The organism is Saccharicrinis fermentans DSM 9555 = JCM 21142 (assembly GCF_000517085.1).
Taxonomy (GTDB): Bacteria; Bacteroidota; Bacteroidia; order Bacteroidales; family Marinilabiliaceae; genus Saccharicrinis; species Saccharicrinis fermentans.
In genome coordinates this window covers 3,530,384-3,550,963 of the sequence record NZ_KI912107.1, presented here as the reverse complement: position 1 = coordinate 3,550,963, position 20,580 = coordinate 3,530,384, and the positions used below count along the sequence as shown (strand labels likewise).

At 39.3% G+C, this 20,580-nt stretch carries 11 protein-coding genes, 1 rRNA gene and 1 pseudogene; 5 read left to right on the top strand and 8 right to left on the bottom strand.

Annotation, left to right across the window (positions count from 1 at the left end):
• Positions 1–93: 93 nt before the first annotated feature.
• Positions 94–3,324: a SusC/RagA family TonB-linked outer membrane protein gene (locus CYTFE_RS0114415; RefSeq protein ID WP_211238181.1), complete on the top strand. Its 3,231-nt coding sequence runs from the start codon at positions 94–96 to the stop codon at positions 3,322–3,324.
• Positions 3,325–3,328: 4 nt separating this feature from the next.
• Positions 3,329–5,074, top strand: coding sequence for a RagB/SusD family nutrient uptake outer membrane protein (locus CYTFE_RS0114410; protein ID WP_052343209.1), 1,746 nt, complete (start codon positions 3,329–3,331; stop codon positions 5,072–5,074).
• A gap of 65 nt (positions 5,075–5,139) precedes the next feature.
• Here CYTFE_RS0114410 and fbp read toward each other — a convergent pair whose 3' ends face one another.
• Entirely contained in the window at positions 5,140–6,153 is a 1,014-nt protein-coding gene (fbp, locus tag CYTFE_RS0114405) for a class 1 fructose-bisphosphatase (RefSeq protein ID WP_027472355.1), read from the bottom strand.
• A 143-nt stretch (positions 6,154–6,296) separates the two neighbouring features.
• On the opposite strand from fbp, the gene CYTFE_RS0114400 reads away from it, so the two are divergent.
• Positions 6,297–7,571, top strand: a complete 1,275-nt coding sequence (locus tag CYTFE_RS0114400) for an aspartate kinase (protein WP_244880330.1) — start codon at positions 6,297–6,299, stop codon at positions 7,569–7,571.
• 145 nt (positions 7,572–7,716) lie between these two features.
• On the opposite strand, the gene CYTFE_RS0114395 is transcribed toward CYTFE_RS0114400, so the two are convergent.
• From CYTFE_RS0114395 to CYTFE_RS30045, 7 genes are all read right to left on the bottom strand, one after another.
• Positions 7,717–7,971 carry a hypothetical protein gene (locus CYTFE_RS0114395; protein WP_027472353.1) on the bottom strand — a complete coding sequence of 85 codons (255 nt, stop codon included), beginning with the start codon at positions 7,969–7,971 and terminating at the stop codon, positions 7,717–7,719.
• The gene (locus CYTFE_RS0114390; RefSeq protein ID WP_044214219.1) at positions 7,949–8,209 is read right to left on the bottom strand and encodes a hypothetical protein; all 261 of its coding nucleotides are present in this window, start codon (positions 8,207–8,209) and stop codon (positions 7,949–7,951) included. Before CYTFE_RS0114390 ends, CYTFE_RS0114395 begins: the two co-directional genes overlap by 23 nt.
• A gap of 34 nt (positions 8,210–8,243) precedes the next feature.
• Positions 8,244–9,584: a dihydroorotase gene (locus CYTFE_RS0114385; RefSeq protein WP_027472351.1), complete on the bottom strand. Its 1,341-nt coding sequence runs from the start codon at positions 9,582–9,584 to the stop codon at positions 8,244–8,246.
• A 28-nt stretch (positions 9,585–9,612) separates the two neighbouring features.
• Positions 9,613–10,344, bottom strand: coding sequence for a polyprenol monophosphomannose synthase (locus CYTFE_RS0114380; RefSeq protein WP_027472350.1), 732 nt, complete (start codon positions 10,342–10,344; stop codon positions 9,613–9,615).
• 798 nt (positions 10,345–11,142) lie between these two features.
• Positions 11,143–11,286, bottom strand: a complete 144-nt coding sequence (locus CYTFE_RS30055) for a hypothetical protein (RefSeq protein ID WP_154665679.1) — start codon at positions 11,284–11,286, stop codon at positions 11,143–11,145.
• A 2,184-nt stretch (positions 11,287–13,470) separates the two neighbouring features.
• A complete protein-coding gene (locus CYTFE_RS30050) occupies positions 13,471–13,614 on the bottom strand; it encodes a hypothetical protein (protein WP_154665678.1) in 144 nt (47 codons plus the stop codon).
• Positions 13,615–14,930: 1,316 nt separating this feature from the next.
• Positions 14,931–15,077 carry a hypothetical protein gene (locus tag CYTFE_RS30045; protein WP_154665677.1) on the bottom strand — a complete coding sequence of 49 codons (147 nt, stop codon included), beginning with the start codon at positions 15,075–15,077 and terminating at the stop codon, positions 14,931–14,933.
• Between the two features lie 214 nt (positions 15,078–15,291).
• On the opposite strand from CYTFE_RS30045, the pseudogene CYTFE_RS32175 reads away from it, so the two are divergent.
• Both CYTFE_RS32175 and CYTFE_RS0114355 read left to right on the top strand, forming a co-directional pair.
• Positions 15,292–17,246: pseudogene (locus tag CYTFE_RS32175) on the top strand (IS1634 family transposase).
• 1,680 nt (positions 17,247–18,926) lie between these two features.
• A 16S ribosomal RNA gene (locus CYTFE_RS0114355) occupies positions 18,927–20,448 on the top strand.
• The last annotated feature ends 132 nt before the right edge of the window (positions 20,449–20,580 follow it).

The window sequence follows — 20,580 nt, the reverse complement described above, 5'->3', positions numbered from 1 at the left end:
CGAAAAATCCGAAGTCTGTTCCAGCAGACTCCGGACATAAATGTAATGTTATACATGTATTATTTTAACAATTTTAAAAGTATGAATTATTCGATGATTAGGAAATCAAAAAGTAAAAATTATTCGAAATTATTGCGAATATTTTTATGTGGATTATGTCTGTTGGCTTTTGTAAGTGTCAATGTGGAGGCACAAGACGGAAGGAAAGTAAAAGTATCTATAGAAGTTAAGAACCAAACGTTGGTAAATATTTTTAAAAGTATCGAAAACCAATCAGGTTATCACTTTGCTTTTGCCAATAATGTGATTGATGATGATAAAACCTATAGTTTGAAGTATAGTGACGAATCTATTTATGTAGTCCTGGATTTTCTGGGGGGCATGGCTGGTTTTGATTATAAAGTCTCGGGGGAGAAGATCACTGTTCGAAAGATCTCAAAAATAACCCTAAGCGGTAAGGTGGTAGATGCTGACACTAGAGAACCTTTGGTGGGTGTTGCTGTGATGTTGAGTGGTACCACAACCGGAACGATCACGGATATGAATGGAGAATATTTTTTAGATGTTTACCCCACATCTACCATTACAACTTCGTATATAAGTTATGACGAGCAAGTTGTTAAATTGGAAGGAAGAACAAAGCTTGATATTGCGTTAGAACCTACGGTCAATGGTCTTTCGGAGGTGGTGGTGGTAGGTTATGCAAGCCAAAATCGTAAAGATGTTACAGGCGCTGTAGATGTGATTAATGCAGACTCTTTCAATGAGGGTGTAATGTCAAATGCAGAGCAGTTATTTCAAGGGAAAATATCAGGTGTTCGGGTCTTAAACTCCAGTGGAGAACCTGGCGCAGGGGTAGATGTGATGATTCGGGGGGCGGGTTCCATCCGTAGTGGAAATACCCCGTTATTTGTTATTGATGGGATGCCTTTGACCAACGAAAATGTTAGTCCTGGTGGTATCGACGAAGGGATCGGATCCTCCAGATCAAAGAATCCACTTAATTTTCTAAATCCTTCAGATATTGAATCTGTAAGTGTTCTGAAAGATGCTTCAGCCGCCGCCATTTATGGTGCGAGAGGTTCCAATGGTGTTGTTTTAATTACCACAAAAAAAGGAGATAAGGGTAAATCGCGTTTTACCCTGGATTCTTATAGGGGTGTTTCTAATGTTGCTAAAAAATTAGATTTGTTAACAGGGAGTGAATATGCTACCGTGAATCCGGATCAAATGTATGCTCAGGATGTATCAACGGATTGGCAGGAAGCGCTCTTTAGGAGCGCAATAACGACCAGTAACAATCTATCATTTTCAAATAATACAGAGACAAATCATTATTATATGTCCATTAGTCATCTACATCAAGAAGGTATCATTGAAGAAAATAGTTTTGAGAGATTGTCGGGACGGTTCAATGTAAAACAATCGTTTTTTGATGATGACAGATTAACCATCAGTTCAAATATTACAGCATCAAATACGAAGGATGTTGGTGTTCCTACCAGTGATAATACAAGTGCTACAGGTGAGTTGATAACCCATATGTTAAAAGCCAACCCAACTCGTCCGGTCTATGATGAAAACGGGGATTTGTTCGACTTTGATACAGAGGGAAGTTATAATCCTTTATATATGCTCGACTTTTATGATGATCAAACTCAAACATTAAGGGTGCTGGGTAATTTTGAGCTTAGTTTAAAATTGTTTAAGGGATTAGTGTATCGCTTGACCTATGGTGTAGATAAATCTAATTCGGAACGAAATACAACCTATTATCCTAATACTTCCGAAATAGAAAGTGACGGGGCTTATTATCAGCAAAATTATGATATGTATAATTATTTGATTGAACATTATATGACATATAATCTTGTGAAAGGAGCTCATAAGTTAAGGGGGTTGGGAGGTTTTTCTTATCAACGATTTAAAAGAACGGGAACCACGTTTGGGTTTATTGGCTTTGAAGATAATGGTGTTAATCCGGCCCATAATCCGAGTGGGGGTAGAACTCAGTTAGAAGGAGATGGTTTTGCAGAGATCAATGAGTTACAGTCTTATTTTGGACGGATAAATTATTCATTCAAGGATAAATATTTACTAACAGCATCTCTTAGGGCCGATGGTTCAACACGCTTTGGCAAAAATAACAAGTATGGTTATTTTCCTTCATTTGCACTGGGGTGGAATTTGTCTCAGGAGAAATTTATGCGCTCTATTGAAGCTATTAATAATATGAAAATAAGGGCTAGCTGGGGACAAACAGGTAATCAGGAGGTTCCTAATAAGGTAACCAAAGAAACCTATTCAGAGCAAGCTTCAACAGGTTACTATATGTATGGGCAGGATCAGGCAATCGTCAATGGAATTACCTTTACGCGTACTGCGAATGATGATTTAAAATGGGAGGTTGTTTCTCAATTGAATGTTGGTTTGGATTACAGTCTGTTCAATAATAAGCTATATGGCTCTGTAGATTATTATAATAAGACAACAACGGATGCTATTCTTTTAATTCCATCTACTCAGCCAAATATTTCGGATGTGTGGACGAATATCGATGGTGAGATTGTTAATCGTGGTATCGAGTTTTCCTTGGGGAGCCGTTTAGTTAGAAAAAAAGACTTTTCGTGGACAATAGACCTCAATGGAGCTACTCTCAAAAATGAAGTTAAAAACCTTCCTTTAAGTGAAATATTAACCGGAAGAGTCTCTGGGTCAGGTGTTACTGGAGAGACAGTGAATATTTATAAGAATGGCTATTCTGCGGGTTCTTTTTACCTGAGACATCATGAAGGATTTGATGATAATGGTATTTCAATAGTCAGTGATGAAAAACAAATTACTGAAAGTGCTTTGCCTACATTTACTTATGGAGTGAGTAATGTGTTGAATTATAAAAATGTGGATTTGTCCTTTAGTCTTGTGGGGCAGTCAGGCGCCTATCTTTTTAATAATACCAAGCTGGCAACCAGCGTGATGTCAAATTTGCTGGCAAGTAAAAATGTAACCAAAGATGTTCTTAACTCCGGTCAATCAGCAAATGATGCCATTGTGGTATCTGATTATTATCTCGAAAAGTCAGACTACCTCAAATTAAGCAACCTTCAATTGGGATACTCATTTAATACCGAAAAAATAAATTGGTTGAGCGAAGCAAGAGTTTATGCAACGGGTCAAAATTTGTGGACATGGACCGATTATTCAGGCTTTGACCCTTCGGTTAATACTACTAAAAATGTGGGAGGGAATTCCTCTTTGGGTATGGACTATGCTTCTTATCCCAGTGCAAAAACTATTTTGTTTGGTATAACAATTAAATACTAAAAAGATGATACATATAATATTTAGGTATATTGGTTTTTTATTAGTCGTTGGATTTTTGTTTTCTTCGTGTACAGATCTTGAAGAGGAAGTGATTGATGAAATTATTTCTGCAGATATAAATGATGTTAAACAATCGGGAGAAAAGCTGCTGGCAGCAACTTACGATAAAGGCGAAGGTATCTTTTGTAACTATAGTGGTATTTGGTGCTTGCAGCAAATGACGACTGATGAGACTGTTTTACCCGTGAGAGGAGAAGATTGGCGAGATGGTGGTAATTGGAAAACGTTACATGAGTTTACTTGGGATGCCTATAGTGTGAAGCCTGAAGGAAACTGGAATAATCTAAATGGTGCTATTGCTCAGGCTTTAACAACGATAGATGTGTTGGAGAATAGTGAAGAAGCAAATAGGGATATGTTTCTCGCTGAGGCCAGGTGTTTATGGGCATTGTATACCTATTATCTGGCTGATTTGTTTGGTCAGGTGCCTTATCGGGATCCGGCAAATATTGATTTTGCGGTATTGCCTGATATTCTAACAGCCGAAGAGGCGGTTAATAAGTGTATCGCGATTGTGGAGATCTGCATTCCCGATTTAGTCGCATTAGGTGACAACGGAACCCATGCTGGTAGGTTTACAAAAGAAGGTGCTTATGCTTTATTGGCTCATATGTATCTAAATAAAGCCGTTTACGACGATAGATATAATGAATCATCTGCTTTTGAGTTTACTACTACAAAGTATATGGATTCTGTTATTTTTTATTGCGATAAGATTATTAGTGGTGCTTCGTTTTCGTTGGAAGATGATTATTTTCAGATTTTTGATGTTGATAATCAGTATAATAAGGAGCATATATTTTCTATTATACAGGTGGCTACGGGTGATAATAGAGGGCAGAACGATTTTACATATCTAGCGATGGGACGTAACCAAAAGGCCAATCCTGATAATAATAGAGGGTCTAATGCTACCTGCACTACGCCTGAGTATTATGCTTTATGGGATAATAATAGGTCTGATCCTCGCTTTAGAAAATACACCTTGAAAAATGGAGGCGAAGTGTTTAAAAATGATGGTACTGATTATAGCCTTCCTTATGATGGGGTTTTTCATTTTAACAGAGGATTTCAGGAAGGGCAGCAGTATGGTCCTATAATTACTGATGGAGCCTTTGAGATGGATCCCTCCGATGCTTCCAGAGTATTGGTGCAGCAGTTGTATACTGAGAAAACGCCTGACTTGTTAATGGATTTTACACGGGAGCTTCATTTTGATGCAGCCTATGATGCTGCTTTTACACAAAATCAGATCAACCGGGGTGTGAGAATCTTTAAACATGAATACGATGCGGAGAATACCCGCAGCAATGGAGGTGTAGATATACCTGTATTTCGTTTGGGGCAGGTATATACCATGCGTGCAGAAGCTAAATTCAGAAACGGAGATGTGAGTGGAGCCCTGGATGATATTAACTTGTTGAGGTCTTCAAGGTGGAGTGTCGATATAGATGGTCATCCTTTTTATGGTCAAACGCTTTCTGTTCTTACAGAAGAAATTCTTTATAATGAAATTAGCTATGAGTTATACTGGGAAGCACAACGACGTCAGGAAATGATTCGATTTGGTAAGTTTGAAGAAGCTTATACCGCTAAACCTGCATCAGAACCCTTTCGTAGAGTTTTTGCCATCCCTCAGTCAGAACTGGATGTGAATGTAGATTTAAGGCAGAATAAAGGATATGATTAGTGTTGTAAAGGCTGGAACGATATGTTTCCAGCCTTTTTTATTTCGTCTTTTAATAGGTATGTCGCTTATCCAAATACGCGAATGAATTCTTCTACCTTATTAACCATGTTGGTTGATCCACAGTAAAAAGGTGTTCGTTGGTGTAGCGATGAGGGTTTTATTTCCATGGTCCGTTTGTGGCCATCGGTTGCCTTACCGCCAGCCTGCTCTATGATAAAAGCTATGGGATTACATTCGTATAATAATCGTAGTTTTCCCTTGGGTGCACTTTCTGTAATGGGGTACATAAATATGCCACCTTTCAATAGATTACGGTGAACATCTGAAACCAACGAACCGATATATCTGGATGAATATGGGCGTTGGGTGTCCACATCCTTTTCTTGACAATATTTAATATACTGCTTAACTCCTGCGGGGAATTTTAAATAGTTACCTTCGTTGATGGAATATATAATGCCGTCTTCCGGACTTTTTATTTTTTTATGGGATAAGCAGAATTCACCGATAGAGGGATCCAGGGTAAAACCATTGATTCCTTGCCCTGTTGTATACACTAACATGGTAGAGGAGCCATACAATATGTAGCCGGCAGCAACTTGCTCTGTACCCGGTTGCAAGAAGTCCTCCATGGTTGCTTTTTCTCCTTGTTTGGTTTTGCGTTTGTAGATGGAGAAGATAGTGCCAATGGATACGTTTACGTCAATATTTGAAGACCCGTCAAGGGGATCCATCAAAAATACATATTTTCCATTGCGAGCCATATCATCATCAAATAGTATGAAGCTTTCATTCTCCTCCGAAGCAATGGCACATACCTCTCCACAGGAGTGGAGTGAATTGATAAAGTGATCATTGGCGAATATATCCAGTTTTTTTTGGTCTTCACCTTGTACATTGCATGTCCCTATTTCTCCTAAAATATCCACAAGTCCTGCTTTGTTTACTTCGCGGTTAACAATTTTAGCAGCTGTTCCCACATGGTGTAGTAGGTGAGAAAGGTCTCCCTCTGCCTGAGGGAATTGTGATTGACTTTCTAAGATGAACTCATTCAGGGTAATTACTTCGTATTGATTCATAGAAACGATTTTAGATTTATTTTACTGGTAATTTACATTAGATTATTTTTTTCTTCGATGATAAAAATCACTTGTTATTGTTGAGTTTTGACTAGTTTTGAGTTGTCATGTCTATTATATTGAGTGGCGATTAATAAAAAAATATGATTCAAGTATATAAGTTTGGTGGAGCGTCCGTTAAAGATGCTTCAGGTATTAAAAATGTTTGTAACATTATAAAAAAAATATCCAATCCATTGGTGGTGGTGGTCTCGGCCATGGGAAAGACTACGAATGCCATGGAAAAACTAACAGAGGCCTTTGTCCAACAAAATCCTGTTCAAATGAAAACTTCATTTGAAGCTATTTTTGACTATCATAACCAGATAGTGCGTAAATTGTTTGAGAAAGATGACCCTTTTATGTCGAAGTTTGATCAACTCTTAAAAACTTTATGGGAAAGAGTGCAGTTGAATCCAGGGTTGAATTATGATTTTGAGTATGATCAGATTGTTTCTTTTGGAGAAATAATTTCTACACATATTGTGAGTGCCTATGCCAATTCTATTGGGATAGCGAACCAATGGCTGGATGTTCGGCATCTGATTAAAACAGACGAGAGTTACCGTGATGCTAATGTTAATTGGGACTTGAGTTCGCAGTTTGTACATGATAATATTGACTTTAAGCAACAACAGGTATATATAACACAAGGATTTATTGGTTCCACTATTAATAATATTACCACCACTCTTGGTCGTGAAGGATCTGATTATTCGGGTGCTGTGTTAGCGCATGTGTTGAACGCAGACAGTTTGTCTATCTGGAAGGATGTTCCGGGTGTTTTGAATGCGGACCCGCGTTGGTATCCTTTTGCTCAAAAACTGAAGGAGATTTCTTATTCTGAGGCTGTAGAGTTGGCTTATTATGGAGCACAGGTTATTCACCCAAAAACATTGAAGCCTCTTCAAAATAAAAATATCCCTCTATTTGTAAAATCTTTTTTGGATGAAGAGTTGGAGGGAACTGTGATTCGAACAGAGGAATCAGGAGAACTTGATGTGCCAGTGTATATATTAAAGCAAGATCAGCTTTTTATCACCATCTCACCTAAAGATTTCTCCTTTATTTTAGAGGATAACCTGAGTGATATCTTTGCTATTTTTAGTCGTAACAGAATTAAGATTAACTTGATGCAGAATTCAGCCTTGAATTTTACTGTTTGTGTTAATAATGTACGCGATATTAGTAAGCTAATTAGTGATTTACAAAAGGATTTTGTAGTAAAATATAATGAGCAGGTAGAATTATTGACCATCAGAAATTATACCGATGCTTCTATTCAAGAAATGATACAAGGGAAAGAAGTGGTAGATTCTCAATTAAGTCGTAAAACAGCAAGGTTTGTTGTTAAGGAGAGTGCTTGGTTGTTTCATTAGGGGGATTTATGAATTGGAGTTGTAAATGAACCTTTGGCTCATCAGTGGGAGACTTACATAGTGCGCCATACTACAGGTTGTAAGCTTAATGCACAGATGTAGTATGGCTAAGTAGACTGCTAGTCATTATGCAGAGCTTGCACGGTTACAAATCTTCGATAACAAAAGCCGCTTTGTAGCCTCTTAAATTATTGGTGTCATCATATAACTCATAAGCTAACAATACAGAGTGTATGTTTTTGATCCATTTTTGGTTTTTTTTATCAAAGTACCACGTCTCGGTAAACTGTAATTTACCTACTTTTTTTCTATTAAAACGTTGGTCTGCTTCTATTGCTTTTACTTCATCTATGCTTAATGGTTGATGTGTGTAATAGTCAGATGCCTTTTTTTTTGCCATTGTATACCATGGCGAAAAGGTCGTCAATAATTTGTCTTTGTTTTACGTTCTTTACCTTGGCCGTTTCCCATTCATTCGATGGGTCAGGATTTGAAACCAGAACCTCATATATAATGGTATCAGCCCAAAGCTCCATCTGATCATTCGATGAAGGCAGGGCATGTTGTCTGTCGTGACATCCTACCATAGATAAGAGTAATGTGGTTATGAAAGTAAAGCTACTAAGTAAGTGTTTCATGGTTATAAATGTTTAGAAGTGTGAAACAGGTCGATTAGCGGTTGAATAATAATCTCTCACCCATGTGTTTATCATTAAAGGTTCCATTGAGGTATGCCAAGTGGCCATTTACAAAGGTGTGACTTATGTGGTGAGAAAATTTTTGACCTTCGAAGGGGCTCCACCCGCACTTAGAGTAGATATTCTCTGAAGCAACTACCCATGGTGATTTAGGCTCTACTATGACCAGATCGGCCTTATAGCCTTCTTTGATAAAGCCTCGTTCTCTTACGCGAAATAGAATGGCAGGAGCGTGGCACATTTTTTCCACCACCTGTTCGTAGGTAAAAATACCCTGGTTTACCATCTCTAGCATCGCCACCATGGCATGTTGTACCAAAGGGCCTCCGGATGGAGCTTTGAAATAGGTTCCTTTTTTTTCTTCTTTGGTATGCGGGGCGTGGTCGGTAGCTACGACATCTAGATTTCCATTTTTCAAGGCTTCACGTAAGGCAGCTCGGTCTTTAGGTGTTTTGATGGCTGGGTTCCATTTTATGAGCGCCCCGTATTTTTTATAATCCTCGTTTGTAAACCACAAATGGTGTACACAGGCTTCTCCAGTAATTTTTTTATCCTCCAAAGGCATGTCTTTATCTAGTAACTCCAGTTCTTTGGCTGTGGTTAGGTGTAAGATATGTAAGCGTGCTCCGTGTTTCCTGGCCAAGGTTGATGCGCGTAATGATGATTTGTAGCATGCTTCCTCAGACCGTATAAGGTGATGCATCTCAAAAGGAACTTCCTCGCCGTACTTTTCTTTGTAGGCCTTTAGGTTAGCTTGAATCGTGTCTTCATCTTCGCAATGAGTAGCTATTAAAGTAGGAGCCTGTGAAAATATAGCTCCCAGTGTATCTTCATTGTCTACCAGCATATTACCTGTGGAAGAGCCCATGAAGACTTTGATTCCGCATACCTTTTCAGGATCTGTCTTTAACAACTCGTCCAGATTATCGTTGGTTGCCCCCATGTAGAAGGAGTAGTTGGCGATGGATTTTTGGGCAGCCCGATTATATTTATCTTCCAGTATCTGTTGGGTTGTGGCCTGAGGAGTGGTATTGGGCATTTCCATATAAGAAGTAATACCTCCTGCCACAGCAGCTCTCGATTCTGTATATATGTCGGCTTTGTGCGTAAGTCCAGGCTCACGAAAATGTACTTGATCATCAATAGCACCGGGAAGCAGTAATTTGCCTTCTCCATAGATGATATGATCAGCTGTGGGCAGAGTATCTCCGTCCTTATATATGCGTTCAATTTTATCACCGGAAATCAAGATACTACCAATATATGATTGTCCTTGGTTTATTATTTTAATGTTTTTTATCAATGTTAAGCTCATGGCCAAATTTTAATGAATGAATAAGTTATTAGCGTTGGTATTTTTTAAACCAACTTGCAATTTTCATTTTTATCACTCCCCAAACGGCTTCGTTAAAAATCCCGCCGCTCATTTTTGAAGTTCCTTTTTGTCTGTCAGTAAAAACAATGGGAACCTCTATAATGTTGAAGCCATACTTCCAAGTTGTAAATTTCATTTCTATTTGAAAGGCATAGCCCTTGAGTCTAATCCTATCTAGAGGAAGGGTTTCTAGTGTTGCTCTCTTATAACATTTGAAGCCTGCAGTGGTGTCCATGATTTTCATGCCGGTGATGAACCTTACGTATACTGATGCAAAATACGACATTAATACACGCCCCATAGGCCAGTTTACAACGTTTACGCCCGATTTGTATCTGGAGCCGATGGCCAGATCAGCTCCTTCTCTACAAGCGTCATATAAAGCTAATAATTTTTCGGGAGGGTGCGAAAAATCTGCATCCATTTCAAAAATATAGTCATACTTTTTTTCAATGCCCCATTTAAAGCCTGTTAAATAAGCTGTTCCTAAGCCTAGTTTGCCTTTTCTCTCTAATATATGGAGCTTGTTGGGATATTTTTCCGAGATTAATCGTTTTATAATGTCGGCGGTTCCATCGGGTGAATTGTCTTCAATAATTAAAATATGAAAATCCTTGGGTAAAGAAAAAACCACATTGATTATGTTCTCAATATTTTCCTTCTCGTTGTAGGTGGGTATGATAACTAAACTATCGCTCACGGTTGAATGTGTTTTCAAAATTAAGCTACGAATATAATAACAACATACATATCTTTTTGTATAAATGACCATGATAATTTGGTTTCTTGATGGTTTATCGCTCCCAAGTCTTTGAAAATCTATTACGAAGTTCTAATACATCATTTGGGTTGGTCACTGCGGGTTGATAGGGATCTATTGTTCTAGACCTTTTGGGTCCTTTTTATGGCAATGATAAAAAGAACATATGGAGACAGTTCAAGTATTGAAAAGACTTCAAGTAAAACAAAAGTAGTTACAACTCATTCCTAACCAGATTCAACATTTCTCAACAAACGATAATTCTCACTTAAACACCCAACAATCAGTAAAAGACCGCAGGGTTGGCCAGAACAATAGCCCCGGGGCCGGCGTTGGAGAGAAGTTTTCCTGGGCGCACTTGAGGTGGTAGTGCGGTTGGCCTAGCGCGAAAGAAGTGTGTGCCGGACGGAAAGGGAAGCTGATGCCGGGGAGGTAGCGATCTATTGTTCTAGACCTTTTTGGTTCTTTTTGTGGCAATGACAAAAAGAACATATGGAGACAGTTCAATATTGAAAAGACTTCAAGTAAAATAAAAGTAGTTACAACTCATCCCTAACCAGATTCAACATTTCTCAACAAACGATAATTCTCACTTAAAAACCCAACAATCGGTAAAAAGACCGCAGGGTTGGCCATAACAATAGCAGTGGCCGGCGTTGGAGAGAAGTTTTCCTGGGCGCACTTGAGGTGGTAGTGCGGTTGGTCTAGCGCGAAGGAAGTGTGTGCCGGATGGAATTATTACCCAAAAGCTGCATTAGAAAATCTATTACGCCTTAAAATGGCTTCAAAAGAAGTCACTTCGTTACTTTTCTTCAACTCATCATAGCTGGTGCTATGCTTCATCTCAACAAGTTCTTGATTGATTGCACTTTTAATTCTCATAACGAAGTTCTAATACGTCATTTGGGTTCGCTGATGCCGGGGAGGTAGCGATCTATTGTTCTAGACTTTTTTGGTTCTTTTTGTGGCAATGATAAAAAGAACAAATATAGAAATTTAAGGAGCAAGATATATGTCATATAAGTAGAGATATTACTCTCGCTTTGTAAACTATAACTTCCCATTTATAGACATAATTCGATTAAAAAAACAAGAAGTTACAGTTTATTCATAACCATATTCAATAACTCTCAATGTATGAATAATCCCCATTTAAAAACCCAACAATCAGTAAAAAGACCGCAGGGTTGGCCAGAACAATAGCCCCGGGGCCGGCGCTGGCGAGAAGCTTGAAGTTGGCGAGTTGTTGAAGTTGGTAAAGTTTTTAGCTTGTTAGCTTGTTAGGTTGGCGAGCCGGTAAAGTCGTGGAGTGGCTGAGTTGTATTTCTCATTTAATAGATATCTTCCATTCGTATATGAAACTATCAGTAAAAGACCGCAAGGCAGGCGAGAACAATAGCCCCGGGGCCGGCGTTGGAGAGAAGCTTGATGGTGGCGAGTTGTTAAGTTATTGAAGTTGTTAGCTTGTTAGGTTGGCGAGCTGGTAAAGTCGTGGAGTTGTTGAGTTGTGTCTCTCAGGTATTGCAAGCCTTCTTTTTTAATAGAACTTCAAGTACAGCATAGAATTTCTCAATTATAAAAATCTATATTTAAGCTCTCTCATACAAAGGATATCTTCTATTTATATCCAAAATTATCAGTCAAAAGATCGCAGGGTTGGCCAGAACAATAGCCCCGGGGCCGGCGGTGGCGAGAGAGCTATGAACCCGGAAAATGCATTAGAAAATCTATTACGCCTTAAAATGGCTTCAAAAGAAGTCACTTCGTTACTTTTCTTCAACTCACCATAGCTGGTGCTATGCCTCGTCTCAGAAAAATCTTCTTTTATTGCCATTTCAATGCTCATGACGAAGTTCTAATACATCATCCGGGTTTCTGGGCGCACTTGAGGTGGTAGTGCTGTTGGTCTAGCGCGAAGGAAGTGTGTGCCGGACGGAATTATTACCCAAAAGCTGCATTAGAAAATCTATTACGAATTAAAATTGCTGCCAATCAAGTCGCCAGCTAACTTGTTTCAATTCACCATAGCTGGTGCTATGCTTCATCTCAACAAGTTCTTGATTGATTGCACTTTTAATTCTCATAACGAAGTTCTAATACATCATTTGGGTTCGCTGATGTAGGGGAGGTAGTGATCTATTATTCTAGACCTTTTTGGTTCTTTTTATGGCAATGATAAAAAGAACAAATATAGAAATTTAAGGAGCAAGATATATGTCATATAAGTAGAGATATTACTCTCGCTTTGTAAACTATAACTTCCCATTTATAGACATTATTCGATTAAAAAACAAGAAGTTACAGTTTGTTCATAACCATATTCAATAACTCTCAATAAATGAATAATCCCCATTTAAACACCCAACAATCAGTAAAAAGATCGCAGGGTTGGCCAGAACAATAGCCCCGGGGCCGGCGTTGGAGAGAAGTTTTCCTGGGTGCACTTGAGGTGGTAGTGCGCCGGACGGAAAGATAACCCAAAAGCTGCATTAGAAAATCTATTACGAACTAAAATTGCTGCCAATCAAGTCGCCCGCTAACTTGTTTCAATTCACCATAGCTGGTGCTATGCCTCATCTCAACAAGTTCTTGATTGATTGCACTTTTAATTCTCATAACGAAGTTCTAATACATCATTTGGGTTCGCTGATGCCGGGGAGGTAGTGGATCTATTGTTCTAGACCTTTGGGGTCCTTTTTGTGGCAATGACAATGACGCAGTTATCATGAGGATCTTTAAAACAAGCCTTCCCGAATAATTCGGCGAAGCCTGATCATGAGGATCTTTTAAAATATACCTTCCCGAGTTAAAAGGACATATGAGGAAAGTTCAATTTTGAAATAGCATCAAGTAAAGCATAGAAGGTTGCAATTTAGCGAAAACCAAATTCAACATTTCTCAATAAATGAATAATCCCCATTTAAACGCCCAACAATCAGTAAAAGACCGCGGTGTTGGCCAGAACAATAGCCCCGTGGCCGGCGTTGGAGAGAAGTTTTCCTGGGCGCACTTGAGGTGGTAGTGCGGTTGGTCTAGCGCGAAGGAAGTGTGTGCCGGATGGAATTATTACCCAAAAGCTGCATTAGAAAATCTATTACGCCTTAAAATGGCTTCAAAAGAAGTCACTTCGTTACTTTTCTTCAACTCACCATAGCTGGTGCTATGCCTCGTCTCAGAAAAATCTTCTTTTATTGCCATTTCAATGCTCATGACGAAGTTCTAATATATCATCCGGGTTTCTGGGCGCACTTGAGGTGGTAGTGCTGTTGGTCTAGCGCGAAGGAAGTGTGTGCCGGACGGAATTATTACCCAAAAGCTGCATTAGAAAATCTATTACGAATTAAAATTGCTGCCAATCAAGTCGCCAGCTAACTTGTTTCAATTCACCATAGCTGGTGCTATGCTTCATCTCAACAAGTTCTTGATTGATTGCACTTTTAATTCTCATAACGAAGTTCTAATACATCATTTGGGTTCGCTGATGCAGAGGAGGTAGTGATCTATTATTCTAGACCTTTTTGGTTCCTTTTATGGTAATGACAATTCGGCGAAGCCTGATCATGAGGGCCTTTTAAAATATACCTTCCCGAGTAATGACGCAGTTATCATGAGGACCTTTAAAACAAACCTTCCCGAATAAAAAGGACATGTCGATAATTTCTAATCTTGAAAACAAATTCAAGTAAAACATAGAGGGTGACAACGTATCCATAACCATATTCAATAACTCTCAATGCATGAATAATCCCCATTTAAAAACCCAACAATCAGTAAAAAGACCGCAGGGTTGGCCAGAACAATAGCCCCGGGGCCGGCGTTGGAGAGAAGTTTTCCTGGGCGCACTTGAGGTGGTAGTGCGGTTGGCCTAGCGCGAAAGAAGTGTGTGCCGGACGGAAAGGGAAGCTGATGCCGGTGAGGTAGTGATCTATTGTTCTAGACCTTTTTGGTCCTTTTTATGGCAATGATAAAAAGGACATATATAGAAATTTAAGGAGCAAGATATATGTCATATAAGTAGAGATATTACTCTCGCTTTGTAAACTATAACTTCCCATTTATAGACATTATTCGATTAAAAAAACAAGAAGTTACAGTTTATTCATAACCATATTCAATAACTCTTAATAAATGAATAATCCCCATTTAAACACCCAACAATCAGTAAAAAGACCACAGGGCAGGCCAGAACAATAGCCCCGGGGTCGGCGCTGGCGAGAAGCTTGATGGTGGCGAGTTGTTAAGTTGTTAAGTTGATGGAATTGGCGAGCTGGTAAAGATGTTAGGTTGTTAGGTTGTTAGGTTGGCGAGCTGGTAAAGTCGTGGAGTTGTTGAAGTTGTGTCTCTCAGGTATTGCAAGCCTTCTTTTTTAATAGAACTTCAAGTACAGCATAGAAGTTCTCAATTATAAAAATCTATATTTAAGCTCTCTCATCCAAAGGATATCTTCTATTTATATACAAAATTATCAGTCAAAAGACCGCAAGGTAGGCCAGAACAATAGCCCCGGGGCCAGCGTTGGAGAGAAGCTATAACCCGGAAAATGCATTAGAAAATCTATTACGCCTTAAAATGGCTTCAAAAGAAGTCACTTCGTTACTTTTCTTCAACTCACCATAGCTGGTGCTATGCCTCGTCTCAGAAAAACCTTCTTTTATTGCCATTTTAACGCTCATAACGAAGTTCTAATACATCATCCGGGTTTCTGGGCGCACTTGACCCATTTTGAGCGTTTTTAACGAATTTCAGCTTTTTTTCAGGCAAAATCGGTCGTTTTAGGGCAGTTTAATTTTGCAAGTAGCTGGTTATCAGTTGTAGCTTTTTCAAAAATCCATTTGTAGTACACAGGGGGGTATTGATTTTGAATAAATTAGATAGTTTCTTTGGGGCATGTATTTCAAAGTATTCATGCGCAAAAATCCAGAAACTGGAGTTTACTCTGGTTATTATCGATTGGTTGAGAGCTACCGCAACGAAGACGGTAGGGTATGCCACCGCACCATGGTCAATGCCGAATACTTAGATGATTTGAATGCAGATCAATTAGTTATAATACAAAAGCTTATCACAGAAAAGGCCGAAAACTGCAATAACCCTTTGTTCACTTATCAAGAAAGTGACGATAGCCTCGTAAATAAGTATGTTGATGAGTTTTACGATATTCTGGTAGCTAAGAAAAAAATTGACATTGTTTCAAAAACAAACAAAAAACAACAGGCAAACAAAGGCAAGGATATTCAAAATATTGATGTCAATAGCATCAAAAATAAAGATGTCCGCGAAATTGGTTCAGAGTGGATGTGCCACCAGGCATTGGAACAACTCCAGTTTGGAGGCTTTCTTGAAAAACAAGGATGGAGCGACCACGATATAAATCTGGCAAAAACACATCTTATTAGCCGAGCCGTATATCCTGCATCCGAACTTAAAACAAGTAAATGGATAAAAGAAAACTCATCGGTATGCGAAATTACGGGAACCGACATAGGAAAAGTTACTAAAGATAAGCTGTATCGGATTTCCAATAAATTATATGAAGTAAAAGAAGCTTTGGAAACCACCTTTCTGTCAGAACCAACGAACTATTCGACATTAAGGACAAAATCGTATTGTACGATCTTACCAATACTTATTTTGAAGGACGAAAAGAACACAGCAGTATAGCGAAATTTGGCCGGAGCAAGGAGAAACGGAGCGATGCAAAGTTGGTGGTGCTTGCCTTGGTGATAAATGTAGAAGGGTTTATAAAATATTCATCCATACTTGAAGGTAATATGGCCGATTCAAAAACACTTGAAGGCATGATCAACAATCTTCGGGTAAAAACATCCACATCATCAAAAAAAGCATTGGTGGTAATCGATGCGGGGATAGCCACGGATGACAACCTGAAAATGATTGCCTCAAAAGGATATGATTATTTGTGCGTAAGCCGTGTACACCTTACTAAATACACTATTGATGCAAATGCAAAAACGGTATCAGTTTACGATAATAAAAAACGTAAAATTGAATTGTGCCGGGTTAAATCAGAAAGAAACAATGATTATTACCTCAAAGTAAAAAGCGAAGCAAAAAAGCTGAAGGAGCGTTCGATGAACGAGCAGTTCCAAGCTAGGTTCGAAGAAGGACTTCGAAAAATTAACGAAAGCCTGAGCAAAAAAGGAGGCGTAAAACGCTTGGATAAAGTTCATGAACGCATAGGTCGGTTAAAGCAGAAATACCCATCGATACAAAGATATTATAATATTGAAGTCAATGCCCTTGCGGAAGAAAAAGGTACAAGGGGCAAGAAGACACAAAAGCATCCACTTGCCTCGTCAATAGAATGGTCTGTAAAAGAAAACATTGAAATCAATGCTCGTAGTGGAATATATTTTCTGCGCACTTCACTTGAAAACTATGATGAAGATGTTTTATGGAGTTTTTACAATACCATCCGGGAGATTGAAGCTTCTTTTCGAGTTTTAAAAACCGATCTTGATTTACGCCCAATTTATCACAAAACCGATTCAAGTACAATGGCTCATCTGCACCTTGGGTTGTTGGCATATTGGGTAGTGAATACAATCAGGTATCAACTAAAAAGTAAAGGGATAAACCATGGATGGAAAGAAATCGTCCGCATAATGAATACACAAAAGGCGGTTACAACAACTGCTCAAAACGTAGAGGATCAAACTATTTCAATAAGACGTTGCTCTGAGCCTAACGAAAAAGTAAAACAATTATATGATGCTCTGAAATACAAATATGCTCCCTTTACCCGAAAAAAATCTGTAGTACACAAAATGAAAATAAAAAAATCGCAAGTGGCTACAAAACAAGAATCTCCGCCAATTTAGCTGCAATGTGGGTTAAAAATCCAAAATCAAAAACTTTCACCTTAAGGGTATCTTCCATTTGTATAAGAAACTATCAGCTAATGAACCGCAGGGCAGGCCAGAACAATAGTCCCGGGGCCGGCGGTGGCGAGAGAGCTTCAAGGGCGCACTTGAGGTGGTTGTGTGCCGGACGGAATTGGAGCTCGATGTAGGGGAGGTAGTGATCTATTGTTCTAGACTTTTTTGGTTCTTTTTGTGGCAATGACAAAAAGAACATTAACGGAAGTTTCAAAAGCAAGCAATGTTCCATGTACGTAGTAAAATATAGATCACTCTAAAGCGATGAGATATTTCATCTTAGGACCCGTTATGCCTCATCTCAACAAGTTCTTGATTGATTGCACTTTTAATTCTCATAACGAAGTTCTAATACATCATTTGGGTTGGTCGCTGCAGGGTAGGTAGTGGATCTATTGTTCTAGACCTTTGGGCTTCTTTTTGTGGCAATGACAATTCGGCGAAGCCTGATCATGAGGGCCTTTTAAAATATACCTTCCCGAGTAATGACGCAGTTATCATGAGGACCTTTGAAGATTAAACCTTCCCGAATAAAAAGAACATATCGATAAGCAGCAAGAGCAAGGTATGTATCAAAAGAATCAAGTTATCCTCTTTCATACAGAAACAATATTTTCAATATATGAACAATTTCAAGTAAAACATAAAAGTTTTCAACTTATAAAAATCCATATTCAAGAACTCTGATGTAAAAGATATCTTTCATATAAATACCCAACTATCAGTTAATGAACGGTAGTGTTGGCCATAACAATAGCAGTGGCCGGCGTTGGTCAGAAACCTTCAAGGGCGCACTTGAAGAGGTAGTGCAGTTGGCCTAGCGCGAAGGAAGTGTGCGCTGGACGGAAAGATAACCCAAAAGCTGCAATATAAAATCTATTACGCCTTTGTGTACTGGTTGTTTGACTGATTTGAAGAAACCATATTCAGTACGACATAAAAAAAGAATAAAAAAACATTTAGCTGTAAATACTTGACAATATATTGCTTAGGTATTACCTTTCAAGTTCGATTAAAAAAAAGAGAAGGGAAAGGTTAGGAATTACGAAATAAAGTCTCTTTCTTTGCACCCGCTTTGAACGAAAGGCGAGAGAAACAACTGAGATATTGAGGTAAAAGAAGGGATTAAAAAACATTGATAATAAGGTGTTTTAAGGACGGATGAGGAGTTAAAAAAGAGTCTGAAAAATATTTTTAAATTTTATTTTGTAGATTCAATAAAAACCTTTATCTTTGCAGCCGCTAAAACGGTAGCAAAAAAGGATAAAAAACTGATAAGAATGAAGTCTTTAAAACTGTTTAAATACAGGGGTTTGGAAAGGAATAAAGCGAAAAAATTAATTTTCAATTTTTCTCAAAAAACATTTGGAATTAAGGGAATAAAGTTGTTATCTTTGCATCCGCTTTTACAGCGATAAACTAACATCGGTTAGTTTTAACAAACAGATTGAACTTAGGTTTTAGACCTAAAAGATATAAAGACGATAAGGAGACTTATCGACGTTCTTTGAAAATATTGGAATGCACAAAAGGAAAAATAACAGAGTGATTCTTTGAGTAAGGCTCTTGTAAAGAATAACAGATATAGAAATAGTTTACTAGATCTATACAGATAATTTTTATACAACGAAGAGTTTGATCCTGGCTCAGGATGAACGCTAGCGACAGGCCTAACACATGCAAGTCGAGGGGTAACATTGTAGCTTGCTACAGATGACGACCGGCGCACGGGTGCGTAACGCGTATGAAACCTACCTTTTACAGGGGAATAGCCCGGAGAAATTTGGATTAATGCCCCATGGTTATATTTTACCGCATGGTAAATTATATAAAGCTTCGGCGGTAAAAGATGGTCATGCGTGACATTAGCTAGTTGGTAAGGTAACGGCTTACCAAGGCGACGATGTCTAGGGGTTCTGAGAGGAAGGTCCCCCACACTGGTACTGAGACACGGACCAGACTCCTACGGGAGGCAGCAGTGAGGAATATTGGTCAATGGCCGCAAGGCTGAACCAGCCATGTCGCGTGCAGGAAGACGGCCCTATGGGTTGTAAACTGCTTTTGTACGGGAAGAAACGTATCTACGAGTAGATATTTGCCGGTACCGTACGAATAAGCATCGGCTAACTCCGTGCCAGCAGCCGCGGTAATACGGAGGATGCGAGCGTTATCCGGATTTATTGGGTTTAAAGGGTGCGTAGGCGGACTAATAAGTCAGTGGTGAAATCTTGCGGCTCAACCGTAAAACTGCCATTGATACTGTTAGTCTTGAATTTAGTTGAGGTAGGCGGAATGTGTTGTGTAGCGGTGAAATGCATAGATATAACACAGAACACCGATTGCGAAGGCAGCTTACTAAGCTATAATTGACGCTGATGCACGAAAGCGTGGGTAGCGAACAGGATTAGATACCCTGGTAGTCCACGCCGTAAACGATGATTACTCGTTGTTGGCAATACATGGTCAGCGACTGAGCGAAAGCATTAAGTAATCCACCTGGGGAGTACGTTGGCAACAATGAAACTCAAAGGAATTGACGGGGGCCCGCACAAGCGGAGGAACATGTGGTTTAATTCGATGATACGCGAGGAACCTTACCTGGACTTAAATGTAGGCTGCATAGAGTAGAGATATTCTTTTCTTCGGACTGCTTACAAGGTGCTGCATGGTTGTCGTCAGCTCGTGCCGTGAGGTGTCGGGTTAAGTCCCATAACGAGCGCAACCCCTATTGTTAGTTACCAGCACGTAATGGTGGGGACTCTAACAAGACTGCCGGTGTAAACCGCGAGGAAGGTGGGGATGACGTCAAATCAGCACGGCCCTTACGTCCAGGGCTACACACGTGTTACAATGGCCGGTACAAAGGGCAGCTACATGGCGACATGATGCTAATCCCTAAACCCGGTCTCAGTTCGGATCGGAGTCTGCAACTCGACTCCGTGAAGCTGGATTCGCTAGTAATCGCATATCAGCCATGATGCGGTGAATACGTTCCCGGGCCTTGTACACACCGCCCGTCAAACCATGGAAGCCGAGGGTACCTGAAGTCCGTTACCGCAAGGAGCGGCCTAGGGTAAAACTGGTAACTAGGGTTAAGTCGTAACAAGGTAGCCGTACCGGAAGGTGTGGCTGGAACACCTCCTTTCTGGAGAGAGACTTACAATTATTAAAGATGAACAGTTATCAAATTTTGTGTATTCCACGTTGTCCAAAACGGGACAAAACGTACATTGACATATTGGCAAAACAATCAAAATCATAAGTTGGCCTTAACGCA

Bases quoted from the DNA above. Each gene is read 5' to 3' on its own strand.
- CYTFE_RS0114415 (WP_211238181.1), top strand. From the start codon at position 94: ATGATTAGGAAATCAAAAAGTAAAAATTATTCGAAATTATTGCGAATA.
- CYTFE_RS0114410 (WP_052343209.1), top strand. From the start codon at position 3,329: ATGATACATATAATATTTAGGTATATTGGTTTTTTATTAGTCGTTGGA.
- fbp (WP_027472355.1), bottom strand. From the start codon at position 6,153: ATGAATCAATACGAAGTAATTACCCTGAATGAGTTCATCTTAGAAAGT.
- CYTFE_RS0114400 (WP_244880330.1), top strand. From the start codon at position 6,297: ATGATTCAAGTATATAAGTTTGGTGGAGCGTCCGTTAAAGATGCTTCA.
- CYTFE_RS0114395 (WP_027472353.1), bottom strand. From the start codon at position 7,971: ATGGCAAAAAAAAAGGCATCTGACTATTACACACATCAACCATTAAGC.
- CYTFE_RS0114390 (WP_044214219.1), bottom strand. From the start codon at position 8,209: ATGAAACACTTACTTAGTAGCTTTACTTTCATAACCACATTACTCTTA.
- CYTFE_RS0114385 (WP_027472351.1), bottom strand. From the start codon at position 9,584: ATGAGCTTAACATTGATAAAAAACATTAAAATAATAAACCAAGGACAA.
- CYTFE_RS30055 (WP_154665679.1), bottom strand. From the start codon at position 11,286: ATGAGAATTAAAAGTGCAATCAATCAAGAACTTGTTGAGATGAAGCAT.
- CYTFE_RS30050 (WP_154665678.1), bottom strand. From the start codon at position 13,614: ATGAGCATTGAAATGGCAATAAAAGAAGATTTTTCTGAGACGAGGCAT.
- CYTFE_RS30045 (WP_154665677.1), bottom strand. From the start codon at position 15,077: ATGAGCGTTAAAATGGCAATAAAAGAAGGTTTTTCTGAGACGAGGCAT.